Source organism: Kitasatospora sp. NRRL B-11411 (assembly GCF_000721345.1).
Lineage (GTDB): Bacteria > Actinomycetota > Actinomycetes > Streptomycetales > Streptomycetaceae > Kitasatospora > Kitasatospora cineracea.
In genome coordinates this window covers 57912-75909 of the sequence record NZ_JOGH01000005.1, presented here as the reverse complement: position 1 = coordinate 75909, position 17998 = coordinate 57912, and the positions used below count along the sequence as shown (strand labels likewise).

The following is a 17998-nucleotide window of genomic DNA, read 5'->3' as shown; positions in this document are numbered from 1 at the left end:
TCACTGGAGCAGGGTGGGGCAGCGTGGGGCGGCCGGGAGGGCGTGGACGGCCGCTCCCGGTTCCCCTTCAGCGTACGCCGCCGCCCGTCCGGACCGCCGGGGCGGCCCGGGCCGCGCGACCGCGAGCCGGGCCGCCCCGGCGGCGCCCGCTCGGCGGCCGGGGGGCATGAGGCAACCGGCGTACCGGCAGGGCAGGGTGACGATCCGTCAGGGAGAGGGGCGCCACCCCGCCCGCGGGCTCAGTAGGTGCCGTACAGCGAGTACACCAGGTTGTCCTTCACGGCGGTGCCGAAGGCGGCCGGGAAGGTCCCGAACGGGACGGAGGCGCTGCTGTAGACGCCCGAGCCGGCCGGGCCCGAGCTGTAGTGCATGTTGTTGACGGTGGAGCTGGTGCCGTTGGAGTTGTAGACCAGCCAGTAGGTGGTGTTGGGGGCCAGCGTGTAGGTGATCGGCGCACTGCTCCAGGCGTTGGCGTTCAGCGTGCCGGCCGAGCTGGTGGCCAGCAGGGCGTCGGGCGAGCCGGCGTTGTCGCTGTAGACGGCGATCTGGAACTGGTTGTTGGGTGCCGCGCTGGCCTGCCCGGTGTGCACGTTGAGCGAGGTCAGCGCGATGGCGGTGGCCCCGGTGGTGATCTTGGAGCCGTTGAGGTGGTTGGAGTCGGTGTCGTCGAGCTGGGTGCCGACCGCGTTGTTGCCGATGGTCTGCGGCGGCGCCCCGGCGGTGGTGAAGGCGGCGGTGTAGGCCGCGGCCTGGGTGTTGCCGGCCAGGTCCTTCACGTTGGCGACGCTCAGCGTGTAGCCGGTGCTGAGCGAGAGCGCGGCGGTCGGGGTGAAGGTGACGGTGTTGGTGGCCGCGTCCAGGGCGACGGTGCCGGGCACCGCGGTGGCGCCGGCGGTGGTCTTCAGGGTGACGTTGGTGCCGTTGACGGTGCTCGCCTGGACGGGCTCGCTGAACGAGGCCTTCACCGGGGCGGTGGCCGCGACGCCGGTGGCGCCGTTGGCGGGCACCGAGCCGGTGACGGTCGGCGGGGTGGTGTCCGTGCCGTACGTCGCGGTGTAGGAGCCGACGTTGCCGTCGAAGAAGGCGTAGGCGATGCCGTGGATGGTCTCGATGCGGTAGTTGACGGCGGTGGCGCCCTGCTTGATGCCGGTCAGCGTGCCGACCGAGGAGGTGAGCGGGACCATGGCGCGCAGGCCGTTGGCGCCGCCGGTGATGCTGAAGCTCAGCGCGTTGCTGGTCCAGGCCATGCCGGAGAACGCGGAGCCGTTGCGGGCGTCCAGCCAGTTCAGCAGCTGGCGGCCGGAGACCACCGGGGTGCCGTGCGCCTTGGCCGAGGCGATGACCTGGTCGGAGGCGGTGGAGGCGGCGTAGTCGGTGTGGATGTTGGCGGTCAGGACGGTGTAGTAGCCCTTGGCGTTGTAGGCGTTGTCCAGCAGCGTGTTGACGGTGGAGGGCATGGACTGCCCGGACTCGTCGGTGAGCTGGGTGGTGGCCTGGTACTCGTTGATGGTGCTGCCGTCACTGTCCGCGTACTTCATCGGCAGGCCGGTGCCGTTGAAGTAGCCGGGCCGGTCCTGCACGAAGCTGGCCGGGTAGTAGTAGTAGTCGGTGTCCAGCCGGATGCCGTTGGCGAGCTTGGTCTTGGCCTGGGTCGCCCAGTCGTCCCACTCGACGCAGTGGGTGCGGGTGCTGTCCGGGTTGGGCAGCGAGGGGTACTTGGCCTTCCAGGCGCCGATCTGGGTGGTGTAGATGTTCTGCAGGTCGGCGGGGGTGCCCCAGGGGGTGCAGTTGGTGGTGACGTGCGTGCCGATCTCGAAGCCCTGGTCGGAGTAGGCCTTGGCCTGGGCGTCGGTCATCGGGTCGTCGGTGTAGACGTAGGACGAGGCGCGCACGCACTCCCAGTTGGCGACGTTGCAGCCGGCCGGGCTCTGCGCGACGTAGCCGTCGAAGCGGCCCGTGGTGCCGCCGATGCCGTGGTCGTCGCCGGTCATCACCACGACGGCCTTGACGTCCCGCGGGAAGTACCAGAACTTCGGCAGCGGCTTCTTGGCCGCGTCCATGGTGGTGATCAGGTTGGCGAGCAGGCGCTGCTGCTCGTCGGCGATCGGGATCTGCGCCTTGTCGAGGTTGTTCCAGTTGAGCTGTCCGCCGGTGCCGAAGAACATCTCGCTGGCCTCGATGCCGTCGACGTTGTCGCGCTGCTGGCCGCCCCAGGCGATGTTGCCCTGGCGGGTCTGCACGACGGACTTGGCGAGGTCGAAGGTGAACGCGGCGGCCTGGCCGGCGCCGACGGTGCGCAGCGTGACGGCCGGGTTGGCGGTGGCCACCGCGGTGTCGCTGTACAGGGTGGCGACGGCGGTGGCGCCGTTGAGCGCGTACTTGTCGGCGGTGCCGTGGAAGCCCATGGTGTCGGAGGTCAGTCCGGCGCCGGGCGCCGCGGTGGTGTCGATCTTCAGGTAGCTGTCGGCGAGCGTGTCGGTGCTCGCGGTGAGGCCGAGCAGCCCGGCGAGCTGCTTGTCGGGCCGCATCGCCACCAGCCGTCCGCCGCCGTTCACCCAGGTGCTGAACATGGTGCTCTGGGCGGCCGTCAGCTGGTTCTCCGCCAGCAGCACCACGTCGTACGAGTTGAGGGTGGCGGCGGTGACGGTGCTCAGGTCGGCGGTCTTGTAGTAGTTCAGGCCCTCGGCCTTGAGGATCTCGCCGTAGTACGTGGTGTACGGGTTCGCCGAGTTGGTGACCAGCAGGATCGGGCCCTCGTTGCCGGGGCCGCTGCCGGGGGTGCCGGTGCCGCCGCCGGAGGGCGTGTAGGTGGCGTAGATGGAGTAGTTGAGCGAGCCGGTGGAGACGGCGCCGAAGCTGCTGGGCCAGGTGCCGAAGGCGGCGCCGCCGGTGGAGTAGCCGCTCTGGCCGCCGGTGGAGTAGTTCAGGTTGTTGACCGCGGCGGAGACGCCGTTGGAGTTGTACGCCAGCCAGTACGGCGTGTTCGGGGCGAGCGTCGCGGTGACCGGCAGGGTGTTCCAGGCGTGCGCGGTGAGCGTGCCGGAGGCGGAGGAGCCGAGCAGCGGGCCGGGCTTGCCGGCCACGTCGCCGTAGACCGCGACCTGGTACTGGTCGTTGGGCGTGGCGCCGACGGCGCCGACGTACACGCTGACGCTGTTGACGGTGCCGCCACTGGCACCGGTCACGAAGCGCGAGGTGTTGATGTAGTTGGAGTCTCCGGAGTCGGTGGCGGTGCCGACGGTGTTGTTGCCGAGGACGGCGGTGGTGTCCGCGTGTGCCGCGGGCGCCACCATCAGTCCGCTCGCCGCGAGCAGGCCCACGATCAGCCCGGCGATTCGTTTTCTGATCCTCACGCCAACCCCCCAAGGTCGGATGACCGGATGAACGGCAGAAGTGCCGTCCTCCGTCCTACCGGCTCCGCATCCGCCTCGTCCGCAGAACCCTCACATCACAGCCACGAGTTCCGGCCAACTAGGAGCGGGACGCTCCGCATCCGATCGGTCTGTCTGCACACGTTCAACGGCGGTGGCGGGAGGGGCGCGGGGGACGGGAGGGGCGCGGGGCGGCAGCGGGGCCGCCGAGAGGAACGCCGGAGGGCCCCCGGCGTGCCGGGGGCCCTCCACATGCGTTCAACACTTGTCCGCAATCGGCGGCTCAGCCCTTGACCGACCCCGCCAGCAGGCCGCGGACGAAGTACCGCTGGAGGGCGAAGAACACCGCCAGCGGGACGATCATCGACAGGAAGGCGCCCGCGCTGAGCAGCTCCCAGTGGCTGCTGTCCGACCCGGACAGCTGGGCCAGCCGGGAGGTGATCGGCGCCACGGTCGGGTTGCCGCCGGCGAAGGTGAGCGCCACCAGCAGGTCGTTCCACACCCACAGGAACTGGAAGATGGCGAACGAGGCCAGCGCCGGGGCGCTCAGCGGCAGCACGATCGACCGGAAGATCTTGAAGTGCGAGGCCCCGTCCACCACCGCCGCCTCCATCAGGTCGCGCGGCAGCTGGGCGATGAAGTTGTGCAGCAGGAAGATCGCCAGCGGCAGCGCGAACATGGTGTGCGTCAGCCAGACCGGCAGGTAGCTGTCCTTCAGGCCGAGCGCCGGGATCACCGTCACCGACCCGAGGTGCGCGCCGCCGGAGAACAGCCGCAGCAGCGGGATCAGCGACATCTGCAGCGGCACCACCTGGAGCGCGAAGACCACGAAGAAGAGCGTGTCGCTGCCCTTGAACCGCACCCAGGCCAGCACGTACGCCGCCATCGCGGCCAGCACCAGCGGGAAGATCGTCGCTGGGATGGCGATCGCCACCGAGTTGACCAGGTACGGCATCAGGCCGCCGGAGGTGCCGAACGAGTTCTCGAACAGCACCGAGCGGTAGTTCTCCAGCCCCAGGTCGGGGTGGACGAACGCCTCCCACCAGCCGGAGGAGACCACGTCCTGCTTGGGCCGCAGCGAGGTGACCAGCAGGCCGACGGTCGGGATCGTCCACAGCACCGTGACGGCGACCACCAGGGCGCTGGCCAGCGGGGAGCTGAACGCCCGGCGGACCGCCTTGGCCGGCGGCAGGTCCGGGCGGGCCGCCTTGCCGGGCCGGGGGCCGGCGTCCTTGTCGAGGGTGGGCTCGGCGCTCATCGGGTCGCACGCTCCTTGCGCAGCAGGGCGATGTTGTAGACCACCAGGGGGGCCACCGCGAGGAAGAGGATCACCGCGAGGGCGCTGCCGCGGCCGTAGTTGTACTGCTCGAAGCTCTGCGAGTACATCTCGTTGGCCAGCACCTGGGTGCCGAAGTTGCCGCCGGTCATGGTGCGGACGATGTCGAACGCCTTCAGCGTGATGATCATGATGGTGGTGAGCACCACCACCAGGGTGGTGCGGATCATCGGCACCGTGACGTGCAGGAACAGTCGCACGCCGGTGGCGCCGTCGAGCCGGGCGGCCTCGGTGATCTCGTCCGGGATGGCCTTGATCGCGGCGGACAGCACCACCATGGCGAAGCCGGTCTGCACCCAGACCATGGCCGACATCAGCAGGAAGTTGTTCAGCGGCTGGCTCAGGATCCAGTTCGGCGGATCGTCCCAGCCGACCGCGACGGCGAGTTGACTGAGCAGGCCGACCTGGTTCTGCCCGGTGCCGCGCGACTCGTACAGCAGCTTGAAGATCAGCGAGGCGGCCACCAGCGAGACCGCCATCGGCATGAAGATCAGCGACTTGTAGACCGCCTGGCCGCGCATCCGGTCGACCAGCAGGGCCAGCAGCAGGCCGAGCCCGGTGGCCGCGATCGGGGCGACCACCAGCCAGAGCAGGGTGTTCAGCAGCACGTCGTGGATCTGCGAACTGGTCGCCGCCCAGCCGTAGTTCTTCCCGCCGACGAACTTGGCGGAGTCGGCGTCGTAGAAGCTCAGGTAGACGGTGCGCAGCAGCGGCACCACCAGGCCGATGATCAGCAGCAGGGCCGCCGGGCCGAGCATCAGGGCGACGGCCAGCGGTCGGGAGAAGCGTCCGGTGGCGCGGCCGGCCGCGAAGAACACGGCGAGCAGCACGCCGAGGAAGCCCAGGACGGCGCCCGCGGTGTTGCCGAACTTGATCGCCGCGTCCTGCCACAGCGAGTCGGCGAGGTGGAGCGCCGGCCCGGCGAGCCGGGGATCGGTGGGCATGCGGAGGATCCTTCCTCGGGGCACGGGAAGGGCAGCGCGGGTGGGCCCGCGCTGCCCGTTGGCGTCCGGTTACTGCGGCCAGGCGGCGTCGATGTCGGCGGCCGTCTTCTGGATCGACTGGCCCTCGGCGAACCAGGCGGTCAGCGCCTTCCACTCGGCGCCCGAGCCGACGGCGGCGGGCATCAGGTCGGAGGCGTCGAACCGGAAGGTGGCCGAGGGGTCGGTCAGCGACTCGGCGGAGAGCTTGTCGATCGGGTCGGTGTACAGGCTCTTGTCCACGCCCTGGTTGGCGGAGACCCAGCCCGGGGAGACCTTGACCCGGCTGCCGGCCCACTCGGAGGTGGACAGGTAGTTCTGCACGGCCTGCACCTCGGGCCGGTCGGAGAACGCGGCCAGGAACTCGCCGCCGCCCTCGACCGGGTTGGTGACCTGCGGGTTCACCGCGGGCAGGTGGAAGGCGAAGACGTCGCCGTCCGGCCCGATGCTGGTGCCCTTGGGCCACTGGGCGCGGTAGAAGGACGCCTGCTGGAGCATCGCGCACTTGTTGCTGAGGATCGGGGTGCCGGCGTCCTGGAAGGTGGTGGTGGCGATCGTCTTGACGTCGCCGAAGCCGGCGTTCACCCAGGCCGGGTTCTGCATCCAGTCGGCGACGGTCTTCATCGCGGTGGTGATCTTCTCGTCGGAGAACTTCACCTTGTGGCTGATCCACTGGTCGTAGACGTCGCCGCCGTAGGAGCCGAGGACGACCTCCTCCAGCCAGTCGGTGGCCGGCCAGCCGGTGGCGGTGCCGGAGCCGATGCCGCCGCACCAGGGCTTCGTCTCGCCGCCGGCCCGGGCGATCTTGTCGCTGAGCGCGATCAGGTCCTGCCAGGTCTTCGGGACTTCGTACCCGGCGGCCTTGAACGCCTTGGGCGAGTACCAGACCAGCGACTTCATGTTGGCGCTCATCGGCGCCGCGTAGAAGGTGCCGTTGACCGACCCGTACTCCTTCCAGACCGGCGACCACTTGTTCTCGTTGTCGACGGTCTGCTGCGGCGGCTTGACCACCTTGCCGGACTTCACCATCTGGGCGAGCAGGCCCGGCTGCGGGATGATCGCCAGGTCGGGGGCGTTGCCGCCGGCCACCCGGACCGGGAGCTGGGACTCGAAGTCGTTGGAGCCCTCGTAGACGATCTTGATGCCGGTGCAGTTGCTGAACTCGGCCCAGGACTTCTCGAGCGAGTCCGACTCCGGCGAGAGGATCGAGGCGTACATCGACACCTTGGTGCCGGAGTGGCCCGCGTACGCCTGGTACTTGGCGCAGTCACCGGTCAGCGCGGCGGCGGAACCGCCCCCGCCACCGCCGCCGGAGGAGCTGTTCGAGCAGGCGGCTGTCAGGGCCAGTGCCAGAACGGCCGGTACGGCGAGCAGCCGACGGCGTCCAGTGGTCACGGGGGTGGTCAATGCGGTCCTCCTTGCCAGGGCATGGACATGCCAGCCGTAAGACAGAACAACACTGCGCTGTACCGGAGATGTGGATCTGTACCCAGCGATCGCTGGCTCAAAGACGTTAACCCACCGGTACCCCCGAGCCAAGGAGCGCGTTCGACCTTCATCGGCCAGCGCCCCAGTTGTGACCACCCCGTGTTATGAGGCCTCCCGCAGCCCGCCCACCAGCGACGCCTCGGTCCGCCGCTCCAGTTCGGCCAGGTCGACGCCCTGGTCGCGCAGCACCCGGACGGCCACCCCGCCGCCCTCCCGGAGCAGGCCGAGCAGCAGGTGGCCGGTCTCGATCCGGCGGGCCCGCCGCCCGGTGGCCGCGCGCAGCGTCAGCACCATCGCCCGCCGGCCGCGGTCGGTGAACCGGGGCCCGCCCCACCGGGGGCGGCGGGCCGGGAGCGGGGCGTCCAGCGCGCCCGCGCCGAAGGTGTGCTCGACGGCCGCGCGGACCGCGTCGAGGTCGATGCCGATCGCGGCCAGCGCGGCGGCGTCGCGCTCCGGCTCGGGGCCGCCCAGCGCGCGGAGCACCGCGCGCCGCCCGCCGGCCAGGTCGAGGCCGAAGCCGCCGAGCACCCGGGCGGCCGGGTCCTGCGGCTGGGCGAGCAGGCCGAGCAGCAGGTGCTCGGTGCCCAGGTGGTCGTGGCGCATCCGCCGCGCCTCGGTGCCGGCCAGCGCGACCGCCCGGCGGGCCTCCTCCGCGAACCGTTCGAACATGTCAGTCCCCTCCCCGTCCGGCCGCCCGTCGGGCGTGCTTCTTGTGCACGGCCTGCCGGGTGACCCCCAGGCAGACCGCGATCTCGTGCCAGGACCAGCCCTTGTTCCGGGCGTTGCCGACCTGCAGGTCCTCCAGCCGGTCGGCCAGGTCGCGCAGGGCCCGGACGGCGCGCAGGCCGGTGGCCGGGTCGCCGCTGCTCGCGTCGGCCGCGAGCCGTGTCGTCTCGCTCATGGTGTCAACATAGGTTGACACGCCGGCTCGCGTCAACCATGGTTGACACCCGGGGAGGGTCAGGACGGACGGCGCTCCGCCAGGAACTCAGCGAAGGTGATCCGGCCCGCCGCACGCCCCGGCGCCAGGTTCCCGCCCGCCCGCAGCGCCCTCACCGCCCGGCCCGGCACCGGCGCCCGCAACACCGGCCGCCGCCGGCCCCGGGCCCGCAGGAACTCCGCCGCCAGCGCCTCCACCGCCCGCACCTCCGGCCCGCCGAAGTCGGCCGCCCGCCCCGCCGGAGCCCCCTCGGCCAGCTGCGCCAACCGCTCCGCGACGTCCCGCACGTCCACCGGCTGGAACGCCACCCCGCGCGGCACCACCAGCACCGGGGCCTTCGACAGGCCCTCCAGCACCCGCAGCAGCAGGTCGTGGAACTGGGTGGCCCGCAGCACCGTCCACCCCAGGCCGGACTCCGCCACCAGCCGCTCGCACTCCGCCTTCGTCCGGTAGTAGCCGAGCGGCACCCGGTCCACCCCGACGATCGACACGTACAGCAGGTGCGAGACCCCGGCGCCGCCCGCCGCCTCCACCAGCCGCCGGGTGGCCGCGACGTCCCGCTTCCCGTTGGTGGTCGCGCAGTGCACCACCGTCCCCGCACCGGACAGCGCCGCCTCCAGGCCGCGGCCGGTCACCAGGTCGCCCACCGCCCAGCCGTGCTCCCCCGGCGTGTGCGCCTGCCGGCTCAGCACCCGCACCGGACAGCCCCGCGCCAGCAGCCGGCGCACCACCACGCGCCCCAGGGTCCCCGTCCCGCCCGTCACGAGTATCGGCCGCATCGCGTCACCCCTCTGCTCCGCCACTCCCCCAGCCTGCCCGCCACCGGCGCCACCGGCAGCCCGGCCCGCGCGGCCGGGGGAAGGGCGGCTCAGTACTCGCGGTCCGCGGCCAGCTCCTCCCAGGGCAGCCCGGCCAGCCCCGGCACGCTCTCCACCAGCCCGGACAGCTCCGGGCCCGGCTGGTACCAGGCCACCACCAGCTGCGAGAAGTCGGCGTCCGCCCGGCCGACGACCGGGTGGCTGCTGAACAGGCCGACGCACCGCACCGCGGGCAGCCACTCCTCCGGCCCCAGCCCTCCCCGGATCCCGTCCTCCGGGTGCTCCCGCACCGGCTCCACCAGGTGCACCGGCAGCGACGGGTACTGCCGCGCGGCGGCGTCCCGCAGGTGCTTGACGCTCCGGTCGTTGACCCGGCGGCACGGGTAGCCCTCCAGCATGCCCCCGTACGTGGCGGACATCCGCACCTCGTCGAGGCGGATCGAACGGCCGGAGGACAGCAGCACTTCGGTCAGCAGCATGCCCGGAGGGTACCGGCCCGCGTCACAGCTCCTCCGGCCACGTGCGGCCGAGCGCCTCCGCGTACGGGGCGGAGCTGCCGCAGACCCGTGCCCAGGTGCGCGGGTCGGTAGTGGCGACGCGCTCGACCAGGGCTGCGGCCAGGGCATCCGGCTCACCGGCCGGGAGGGGGAGTTCGGCGAGGAACTGCAGCCAGGGCTCGTCGCCGCGGTCCCCGGGCCGGGCCGGGTACCAGAACACGAGGTCCACCCGGTCGGGGTGCCCCGGGCCGGTCCACACGGCGTCCAGCTCGCACTGCCAGGCGGCCAGCAGCTCCGGGCGCCGGACTAGCGCGTCCTCCAGCAGGCGTCCGACGGAGCGCGCGGGCCAGCTCTCGACTCCGCGGCCCGCGCGCTCGACCTCCGCGAGGTACCGCCCGGCGTCGAACCGGTACGCGGGCAGGTCCAGACCCGGGAGGTCGGGGTTGCGCCAGCCGTCCCAGACCACGGCGCCGCCCTCCTGGCGCACCGTCACGTACAGCGCGCCGCAGCACTCTTCGCTGCACCCGGCCCGGGCCAGCTGGACCTCCCGGGGGACGGGGCCGGGCAGCAGCGGGCTGTACGGCCCGAGCAGCACCCTGGCGCTGTGCGCCGGGAGCCGGGGGAAGCCGGTGGCCAGCACGTCCCGCCCGTCGACGACCGGCCGGAGCTGGTCCCGCCCCGGGTCGCGCAGCGCCTCGACCCGCAGTTCCAGCCGGCTGTCCGTGCTCTTGTCCATCCGGGCATTGTGCGGCCCGGGCACCGGGCGGGGTACGGGTTTTCAGCCCTCTCCTCAGCCCTTCGACCGGTCCCGGCACCATCCCGACCAACCCGGACGGCGACGTCCCGCAGGTACGCAACACTCCGGTCATTGCTCCGCCGGTCACGATCCCGTCGAGCTCGTACCGCGTCCAACCCTTCTCGAAGAACGCACGCGAGAAAATCACGACACCGAACGCACTGCGGGCAAGCCCTTGATCGGTCCTGCGTCGGAGGCTGTCCCCGATCTTCAACTCCAGAACATCCAGCCACACCGACACGCCGGCGTCCTGCAAGCATCGAGCCGGCGGGGTCGCCACATCCGCCTTGTCCTCGCTCGCATGAGAGATGAACACCTCCCGCACCGACTCGTCCATGACTTCTGTGGGCAGTGGTTCATGTCTGAATCTGCGCGAGCGGCCCCTGCTGAATCGGCGGGAGCGCAGGGAGCGGTGGCCGTTCCATACGGACCGAGGAACGAACATTTCCTCTGAGACCGGCCATGTCGACGGTTACGTACCACTGTCCGTCACTCGGGATAGCCAGCCGCACCGGAGACCGAGTCGCCAAGCCTCCGAAGTACTTGTGGCGACCACCGCTTTTGTAGGAGCGGTAGTTACTCGGGTCCATGAGACGGACATTCGCCGCGCTACCGGACAGGTTGATCACTGCGACGGCGCCCTTGGGTTGCCGTCCCAGGTCGTGAACTACGAAGTTCATGGTTGCCCTCTGCACATGCACAGGGGACCTCTGGGTGTTGCGCCAGATGCAACGTCGTTGCGTGCGCTCAGACAACCGGTGCATCCCCGGGCCGGCCGCTGCGGGGAGGGGCGCCAGCGCAAGACTGACGCCCCTCTGATCAGGCATGACTTACTTCATCTGCCTGTCGCAAATGTTGCAGCGGATGCGATTCCGACCGGGGTCAGCTGCAGCCGCTGGTGGAGCCGCAGCCCTCGCAGAGGTAGCAGCTGCCGGCGCGGCGCATCTTGGTGCCGCAGGAGAAGCAGAGCGGGGCGTCGGCGTTCAGGCCGAGGCGGATCTCGGCGAGTTCGGTCGAGTTGTGGGCGGCCGGGGCGGCCTTGGGCTGCTCGACGACCGGGAGGGCGACGTGCGGCTTCTCCGGGGCGAGCGGGGCGGACTGGGCCAGCGACTCGATGTCGAGGTCGTCCTCGGTCGGCTCGTAGGAGCCGGTCTCCAGGTGCCGGGTGCGCTCCTCGACGGAGTGGATGCCCAGCGCGGAGCGGGTCTCGAAGGGCAGGAAGTCGAGGGCCAGGCGGCGGAAGATGTAGTCCACGATGGACTGCGCCATCCGCACGTCGGGGTCGTCGGTCAGGCCGGCCGGCTCGAAGCGCATGTTGGTGAACTTGGCGACGTACGTCTCCAGCGGGACGCCGTACTGCAGGCCGACCGAGACGGCGATGGAGAAGGCGTCCATCATGCCCGCGAGGGTCGAGCCCTGCTTGGACATCTTGAGGAAGACCTCGCCGAGGCCGTCGTCCGGGTAGGAGTTGGCGGTCATGTAGCCCTCGGCGCCGCCGACCGTGAAGGAGGTGGTGATGCCGGGGCGGCCCTTGGGCAGGCGCTTGCGGGTCGGCCGGTACTCGACGACCTTCTCCACCGCGGGGGCCGGGGCGGGGGCCGAAGCGGCCGCCGGGGTCTTGGTCTTGGCCGAGAGCGGCTGGCCGACCTTGCAGTTGTCGCGGTAGATCGCCAGCGCCTTGACGCCGAGCTTCCACGCCTCGAAGTAGATCTCCTCGACGTCCTCGACGGTGGCGTTCTCCGGCATGTTGACGGTCTTGGAGATGGCGCCGGAGATCCACGGCTGGATCGCGGCCATCATCCGGACGTGGCCCATCGGGGAGATCGACCGCTCGCCCATCGCGCAGTCGAACACCTCGTAGTGGGCGGTCTTCAGGCCGGGCGCGTCGATGACGTTCCCGTGCTCGGCGATGTGCGCGACGATCGCCTCGACCTGCTCGTCCTGGTAGCCCAGGCGCCCCAGGGCGCGCGGGACGGTGCCGTTGACGATCTGCATCGAGCCGCCGCCGACCAGCTTCTTGAACTTGACCAGGGCCAGGTCGGGTTCGACGCCGGTGGTGTCGCAGTCCATCATCAGGCCGATGGTGCCGGTCGGGGCCAGCACCGAGGCCTGCGCGTTGCGGAAACCGTTCTGCCCGCCGAGCCGGACCACGTCCGCCCAGGTGTCGTTGGCGACCGCCCAGACCGGGGTGTCCAGGTCGTCCAGCGGGGCGACGGCGGCCGAGGCGTCGGCGTGCTGCTGCATGACCCGGCGGTGCGGGGCGGCGTTGCGGGCGTAGCCGTCGTACGGGCCGACCACGCCGGCGAGTTCGGCGGAGCGGCGGTAGGCGGTGCCGGTCATCAGCGAGGTGATCGCGCCGGCCAGGGCGCGGCCGCCGGCGGAGTCGTAGGCGTGGCCGGTGGCCATCAGCAGGGCGCCGAGGTTGGCGTAGCCGATGCCGAGCTGGCGGTAGGCGCGGGTGGTCTCGCCGATCTTCTCGGTCGGGAAGTCGGCGAAGCAGATCGAGATGTCCATCGCGGTGATGACCAGCTCGACCACCTTGGCGAAGGTCCGCGCGTCGAAGGAGTCGTCGTCGCGGAGGAACTTCATCAGGTTCAGCGAGGCGAGGTTGCAGCTGGAGTTGTCCAGGTGCATGTACTCGGAGCACGGGTTGGAGGCGTTGATCCGGCCGGACTCGGGGCAGGTGTGCCAGTGGTTGATCACCGAGTCGTACTGGATGCCCGGGTCGGCGCAGGCCCACGCGGCCTCGGCCATCTTGCGGAACAGGCCCTTGGCGTCGACGGTCTCGATGACCTCGCCGGTCTTGCGGCCGCGCAGGCCGAAGGAGGTGCCGTTCTCCACCGCGGTCATGAACTCGTCGTTCACGCGGACCGAGTTGTTGGCGTTCTGGTACTGGACGGAGGTGATGTCGTCGCCGCCCAGGTCCATGTCGAACCCGGCGTCGCGCAGCGCGCGGATCTTCTCCTCCTCCTTCACCTTGGTCTCGATGAAGGCCTCGACGTCCGGGTGGTCGACGTCCAGCACGACCATCTTGGCGGCCCGGCGGGTCGCGCCGCCGGACTTGATGGTGCCGGCCGAGGCGTCGGCGCCGCGCATGAAGGAGACCGGGCCGGAGGCGTTGCCGCCGGAGGAGAGCAGTTCCTTGGAGGAGCGGATCCGGGAGAGGTTCAGGCCGGCGCCGGAGCCGCCCTTGAAGATCATGCCCTCTTCCTTGTACCAGTCGAGGATCGACTCCATGGAGTCGTCGACGGACAGGATGAAGCAGGCCGAGACCTGCTGGGGCTGCTGGGTGCCGACGTTGAACCAGACCGGCGAGTTGAAGCTGAACACCTGGTGGAGGAGGGCGTGGGTCAGCTCGTGCTCGAACACCTCGGCGTCGTCCGGGGACGCGAAGTAGCCGTGCTTCTCGCCGGCGGCGCGGTAGGTCAGCACCACCCGGTCGATGATCTGCTTCAGGCTCCACTCGCGCTGCGGGGTGCCGACCGCGCCGCGGAAGTACTTGCTGGTGACGATGTTGACCGCGTTGACCGACCAGAAGTCGGGGAACTCGACGCCGCGCTGCTCGAAGTTGATCGAGCCGTCGCGCCAGTTGGTCATCACGACGTCACGGCGCTGCCAGGTGACGGCGTCGTACGGGTGGACCCCGGGGGTGGTGTAGATGCGCTCCAGCCGCAGCCCGGCCTTGGGGGCCTTGGCTCCCTTCGCGGCCTTGTCCGACTTCGACCCTCGTGCGGACCCGCTCGTGGTGTCTGTCACTGCTCCTGCTCCTCCTCCTGGGCAAACGCCCGAAGTGCCCGAAAAAGTCCGGGCACGACTGGTTCGTTCCGTCCGCACGCGGGCAGGGGGGAACCCCGCCACGGCGCACGGCACTACCGGCACGGCCGGTGACTACTGCTGGCTGCTGCTGACTGCTGGAAAACGCGAAAACGTGGAAATGCGGAAACGGGAAAAACGGGGGGTGACCGGTGCGGGCCGTTAGGGCACGGGCACCGGCTCGGGGACCGCGGGCCGGCCGGAACGCAGCTCCGCGATCGCGGCCTCGAAGTCCTCGAGGTTGTCGAACGCGCGGTAGACGGAGGCGAACCGCAGGTACGCCACCACGTCCAGTTCCTTCAGGGGCCCGAGTATGGCCAATCCGACGTCGTGCGTCGAGAGTTCGGCGCTGCCGCTGGCCCGGACGCACTCCTCGACCCGCTGGCCGAGCTGGGCCAGCGCGTCCTCGGTGACCGGGCGGCCCTGGCAGGCCTTGCGGACGCCGGAGATGACCTTCTCGCGGGAGAAGGGCTCGGTGACGCCGCTGCGCTTGATCACCATCAGGGTGGCGGTCTCGACGGTGGTGAACCGCCGGCCGCAGTCGGGGCACTGCCGGCGGCGGCGGATCGAGCACCCGTCGTCGCTGGCCCGACTGTCCACGACTCTGCTGTCCTGATGCCGGCAGAAGGGGCAGTGCACCTGGAACTCCCTCCCTGCAACCCGACGGCGAACAACTCGCAACACTCTACCCGAACACAACACCTGTGCCCGATCGAGGAGACTAGCCACTAGATCTAGTGGCTGGCACGCCGCCACGCCGAGTGAACCCGCCGGTTCCGGAGACAGGCCGCGGGGCCGCGCCATAGACTGTTCGAGTCGAACATGCAATCGACTTACACCCGGAGGCTTGATCAAGTCAGCCAACCTCGAATAAGTTCACTCGAACGTGTGTTTGGCGCAACCTTTCGATAGAGGGGCCAGTTGAGCTGGGCAGATGGAGCACCAGCCCGACGAGAGGGTCCGCCGCGATGTCCACCCCCAGCGCCACCGGCGTCATGCACACCGCCGAAGCCAAGACCGCCATCCCGGTGCAGGAGCGTTCCGCGCGCACCGCTGACCAGGAGAGCATGGACCAGGCCATGAGCCGTAGTCAGCCGATCGAGGAGTCCCCGCTCGGTGCGCCCGTTCCCGTCGTCCGCTCCCTCCCCGGCCGCCCGCCCGGCATCCGCACCGACGAGGCCGGCCTGACCGAGCGTCAGCGCCGGGTCATCGAAGTGATCAGGGACTCCGTCCAGCGCCGCGGCTACCCGCCGTCCATGCGCGAGATCGGCCAGGCCGTCGGCCTGTCCTCCACCTCCTCGGTCGCGCACCAGCTGATGGCGCTGGAGCGCAAGGGCTTCCTGCGGCGCGACCCGCACCGTCCGCGCGCCTACGAGGTCCGCGGCGTCGAGGTGGCCCGCCCGGCCGCGGCGGAGACCTCCGGCCGGCCGTCCACCTCCTACGTGCCGCTGGTCGGCCGGATCGCGGCCGGCGGCCCGATCCTGGCCGAGCAGACCGTCGAGGACGTGTTCCCGCTGCCCCGCCAACTGGTCGGCGAGGGCGAGCTGTTCGCGCTGACGGTGAAGGGCGACTCGATGGTCGACGCGGCGATCTGCGACGGCGACTGGGTGACGGTCCGCAAGCAGCCGGTGGCCGAGAACGGGGACATCGTCGCGGCGATGATCGACGGCGAGGCGACGGTGAAGCGGCTCAAGCGCGAGGACGGCAAGATCTGGCTGATGCCGCACAACGCGGCGTACGAGCCGATCCCGGGCGACAACGCGACGATCCTCGGCAAGGTGGTGGCGGTGCTGCGCCGCCTCTGAACGCGGCAGCAACGCGAAGGGGCCGGTCCCGCTCTGCGGGACCGGCCCCTTCGCGTGCGCTCAGCGCTGCTTGACCGGCGGGGCCGCGGCGTCGATCGCGGCCAGCGAGCGGCGGACCTGGTTGCGGTCGGTGGTGTACCAGAAGTCCGGCATGGAGGAGCGGAAGAAGCCGCCGTAGCGGGCGGTGGCCAGCCGCGGGTCGAGGACCGCGACGATGCCCTTGTCGTCGGCGGCCCGGACCAGCCGGCCCGCGCCCTGCGCCATCAGCAGCGCGGCGTGCGTCGCCGCGACGGCCATGAAGCCGTTGCCGCCGTGCGCCTCGACGTCCTTCTGCCGGGCGCTCATCAGCGGGTCGTCGGGCCGCGGGAAGGGGATGCGGTCCATCACGACGAGCTGGCAGGCGGAACCGGGCACGTCGACGCCCTGCCAGAGCGACAGGGTGCCGAACAGGCAGGTCTCGGCGTCGGCGGCGAACGCCTTGATGAGCTCACCGAGGGTGTCCTCGCCCTGGAGCAGGATCGGCACGTCGAGGCGTTCGCGGAGCTGCTCGGCGGCGGTCTGGGCGGCCCGCATCGAGGAGAACAGGCCGAGCGTGCGGCCGCCGGCCGCGCCGATCAGCTCGGTGAGCTCGTCCAGCATCTCGGGCCGGTCGGGCTCCCGGCCGGGCGGCGGGAGGTGCTTGGCGACGTAGAGGATGCCCTGCTTGGGGTAGGTGAACGGGGAGCCGACGTCCAGGCCGCGCCAGTACGGCGGGGCGTCCTCGCCCGTCTCGGCGGCGGGCCCGTCGGGGGTGCGGTGGTCGGGGAGCCTGGTCTCGCCGGGCAGGCCGAGCGAGGCGGCGACGCCGTTGAAGTCCCCGCCGAGCTTGAGGGTGGCCGAGGTGAGGACGACCGAGCGGTCCTTGTAGAGGTTCTCCCGGAGCAGGCCGGAGACCGACAGCGGGGCGACCCGCAGCGAGGCGGTGCCCAGGCCGTAGCGGTCGGAGCGCTCGATCCAGATCACGTCGTACTCGGAGCCGGTGAGCAGCCGGTCCGCGGTCTCGTGCAGCGTCTCGGCGGAGGCCATCGCCTGCTTGCGGACGGCGTCCTCGTCGGTGAGGCCCTTGTCGCGGGTCTCGCCGAGCGAGGTGATCACCTGGCGGCAGGCGTCCCGGATGCCGGCCACCGCGTAGCCGAGGTACTCGGGGAGCTCGTCGACCTGGCCGGGCTGGGCGGTCTCCATCAGGCCGTGGAAGTTCTCGGCGGCGGCCTGGAGGGCGTCCACCGCCTTCTCGTTGGCGAGCTTGGCGGCGCGCTTGACCGCCCGGTTGACCGCGCCGACGGTGAGCTCGGCGGTGGCCGCGCCGGTGACCCGGTTCACCAGCTCGTGCGCCTCGTCGATGATCAGCAGGCCGTGCTCGGGCAGCACGGGGGCGCCCTCGATCGCGTCGATCGCCAGCATGGCGTGGTTGGTGACCACCACGTCGGCCAGCTTGGCGCGCTCGCGGGCCTGCTCGGCGAAGCACTCCTCGCCGTAGGCGCAGCGGGAGGCGCCCAGGCACTCCTTGGAGGTGACGGCGAGCTGGGCCCAGGCCTTGTCGGAGACGCCGGGGGTGAGGTCGTCGCGGTCGCCCGTCTCGGTCTCCTCGGCCCACTCGCGCAGCCGGAGCACGTCCTGGCCGAGCTTGCCGGTGGGGCCGCCGAGCGCGTCGACCGGGTCGAACAGGCCCTCGCCCTCGTCGCTCGGGGTGCCCTCGTTGGCGCGGTGCAGGCACAGGTAGTTGGAGCGGCCCTTGAGCATGGCGAACAGCGGGCGGCGGCGCAGCACCGGGTGCAGGGCCTCGACGGTGCGCGGCAGGTCCCGTTCGACCAGCTGGCGCTGCAGGGCGAGCGTCGCGGTGGCGACGACCACCCGGTCGCCGTGGGCGAGGGCGGGCACCAGGTAGGCGAGGGACTTTCCGGTGCCGGTGCCGGCCTGGACGAGCAGGTGCTCGCCCTCGTCGACGGCGGCGGAGACGGCTTCGGCCATCCGGACCTGCCCGGGCCGCTCCGTGCCGCCGACGGCGGCGACGGCGGCGTGCAGCAGCTCGGGGAGGCGGGAGGCGGGGACCGGCGCGGGGGGCTCGGCCGTCTCCGGGCCGCCGGGCAGGGGTTCGATGGTGTCGTTCGTCATGAC

General features: G+C 71.2%; 14 protein-coding genes and 1 pseudogene. 1 reads left to right on the top strand and 14 read right to left on the bottom strand.

What is annotated here, in order from left to right:
* Positions 1 to 239: 239 nt before the first annotated feature.
* The 13 genes and pseudogenes from IH44_RS49320 to nrdR all read right to left on the bottom strand — a co-directional run bounded on the left by IH44_RS49320 (position 240) and on the right by nrdR (position 14678).
* Entirely contained in the window at positions 240 to 3353 is a 3114-nt protein-coding gene (locus IH44_RS49320) for an Ig-like domain-containing protein (RefSeq protein ID WP_157852092.1), read from the bottom strand.
* Between the two features lie 301 nt (positions 3354 to 3654).
* Positions 3655 to 4629 carry a carbohydrate ABC transporter permease gene (locus tag IH44_RS0104160; protein WP_051816535.1) on the bottom strand — a complete coding sequence of 325 codons (975 nt, stop codon included), beginning with the start codon at positions 4627 to 4629 and terminating at the stop codon, positions 3655 to 3657.
* Positions 4626 to 5651: a carbohydrate ABC transporter permease gene (locus IH44_RS0104155; RefSeq protein ID WP_030458008.1), complete on the bottom strand. Its 1026-nt coding sequence runs from the start codon at positions 5649 to 5651 to the stop codon at positions 4626 to 4628. Before IH44_RS0104155 ends, IH44_RS0104160 begins: the two co-directional genes overlap by 4 nt.
* Positions 5652 to 5720: 69 nt before the next feature.
* Positions 5721 to 7094 carry an ABC transporter substrate-binding protein gene (locus tag IH44_RS0104150; RefSeq protein WP_030458007.1) on the bottom strand — a complete coding sequence of 458 codons (1374 nt, stop codon included), beginning with the start codon at positions 7092 to 7094 and terminating at the stop codon, positions 5721 to 5723.
* Between the two features lie 183 nt (positions 7095 to 7277).
* Positions 7278 to 7844 (bottom strand): Clp protease N-terminal domain-containing protein, encoded by a 567-nt coding sequence (locus IH44_RS0104145; RefSeq protein WP_030458006.1) that lies wholly within the window; start codon positions 7842 to 7844, stop codon positions 7278 to 7280.
* Between the two features lies 1 nt (position 7845).
* A complete protein-coding gene (locus IH44_RS0104140) occupies positions 7846 to 8076 on the bottom strand; it encodes a hypothetical protein (protein WP_030458005.1) in 231 nt (76 codons plus the stop codon).
* A 59-nt stretch (positions 8077 to 8135) separates the two neighbouring features.
* A complete protein-coding gene (locus tag IH44_RS0104135; RefSeq protein WP_030458004.1) occupies positions 8136 to 8894 on the bottom strand; it encodes an SDR family oxidoreductase in 759 nt (252 codons plus the stop codon).
* 89 nt (positions 8895 to 8983) lie between these two features.
* Positions 8984 to 9412, bottom strand: a complete 429-nt coding sequence (locus IH44_RS0104130) for a hypothetical protein (protein WP_030458003.1) — start codon at positions 9410 to 9412, stop codon at positions 8984 to 8986.
* 22 nt (positions 9413 to 9434) lie between these two features.
* Complete coding sequence (locus IH44_RS46200; RefSeq protein ID WP_051816534.1) at positions 9435 to 10166, bottom strand: hypothetical protein; 732 nt, start codon at positions 10164 to 10166, stop codon at positions 9435 to 9437.
* 163 nt (positions 10167 to 10329) lie between these two features.
* Positions 10330 to 10563, bottom strand: a pseudogene (locus tag IH44_RS49620) (toll/interleukin-1 receptor domain-containing protein); the annotation flags it as partial.
* A gap of 19 nt (positions 10564 to 10582) precedes the next feature.
* Entirely contained in the window at positions 10583 to 10906 is a 324-nt protein-coding gene (locus IH44_RS49615) for a DUF1883 domain-containing protein (RefSeq protein ID WP_157852090.1), read from the bottom strand.
* Between the two features lie 202 nt (positions 10907 to 11108).
* Entirely contained in the window at positions 11109 to 13982 is a 2874-nt protein-coding gene (locus tag IH44_RS0104120; protein ID WP_030458001.1) for a vitamin B12-dependent ribonucleotide reductase, read from the bottom strand.
* Between the two features lie 219 nt (positions 13983 to 14201).
* Complete coding sequence (nrdR, locus tag IH44_RS0104115) at positions 14202 to 14678, bottom strand: transcriptional regulator NrdR (RefSeq protein ID WP_030458000.1); 477 nt, start codon at positions 14676 to 14678, stop codon at positions 14202 to 14204.
* A 440-nt stretch (positions 14679 to 15118) separates the two neighbouring features.
* Between nrdR and lexA the strand changes: the two genes are divergently transcribed.
* Positions 15119 to 15844, top strand: coding sequence for a transcriptional repressor LexA (lexA, locus tag IH44_RS0104110; RefSeq protein ID WP_232794816.1), 726 nt, complete (start codon positions 15119 to 15121; stop codon positions 15842 to 15844).
* Positions 15845 to 15904: 60 nt separating this feature from the next.
* Here the strand turns inward: lexA and IH44_RS0104105 are convergent, their stop codons facing one another.
* Positions 15905 to 17995 carry an ATP-dependent DNA helicase gene (locus IH44_RS0104105; protein WP_232794812.1) on the bottom strand — a complete coding sequence of 697 codons (2091 nt, stop codon included), beginning with the start codon at positions 17993 to 17995 and terminating at the stop codon, positions 15905 to 15907.
* Between the last annotated feature and the right edge of the window lie 3 nt (positions 17996 to 17998).

Excerpts from the sequence above, each read along its gene's own strand:
- IH44_RS0104130 (WP_030458003.1), bottom strand. The coding sequence starts at position 9,412 with ATGCTGCTGACCGAAGTGCTGCTGTCCTCCGGCCGTTCGATCCGCCTC.
- IH44_RS0104160 (WP_051816535.1), bottom strand. The coding sequence starts at position 4,629 with ATGAGCGCCGAGCCCACCCTCGACAAGGACGCCGGCCCCCGGCCCGGC.
- lexA (WP_232794816.1), top strand. The coding sequence starts at position 15,119 with ATGAGCCGTAGTCAGCCGATCGAGGAGTCCCCGCTCGGTGCGCCCGTT.
- IH44_RS0104105 (WP_232794812.1), bottom strand. The coding sequence starts at position 17,995 with ATGACGAACGACACCATCGAACCCCTGCCCGGCGGCCCGGAGACGGCC.
- IH44_RS46200 (WP_051816534.1), bottom strand. The coding sequence starts at position 10,166 with ATGGACAAGAGCACGGACAGCCGGCTGGAACTGCGGGTCGAGGCGCTG.
- IH44_RS0104145 (WP_030458006.1), bottom strand. The coding sequence starts at position 7,844 with ATGTTCGAACGGTTCGCGGAGGAGGCCCGCCGGGCGGTCGCGCTGGCC.
- IH44_RS0104155 (WP_030458008.1), bottom strand. The coding sequence starts at position 5,651 with ATGCCCACCGATCCCCGGCTCGCCGGGCCGGCGCTCCACCTCGCCGAC.
- IH44_RS0104140 (WP_030458005.1), bottom strand. The coding sequence starts at position 8,076 with ATGAGCGAGACGACACGGCTCGCGGCCGACGCGAGCAGCGGCGACCCG.
- IH44_RS49615 (WP_157852090.1), bottom strand. The coding sequence starts at position 10,906 with ATGAACTTCGTAGTTCACGACCTGGGACGGCAACCCAAGGGCGCCGTC.
- IH44_RS0104135 (WP_030458004.1), bottom strand. The coding sequence starts at position 8,894 with ATGCGGCCGATACTCGTGACGGGCGGGACGGGGACCCTGGGGCGCGTG.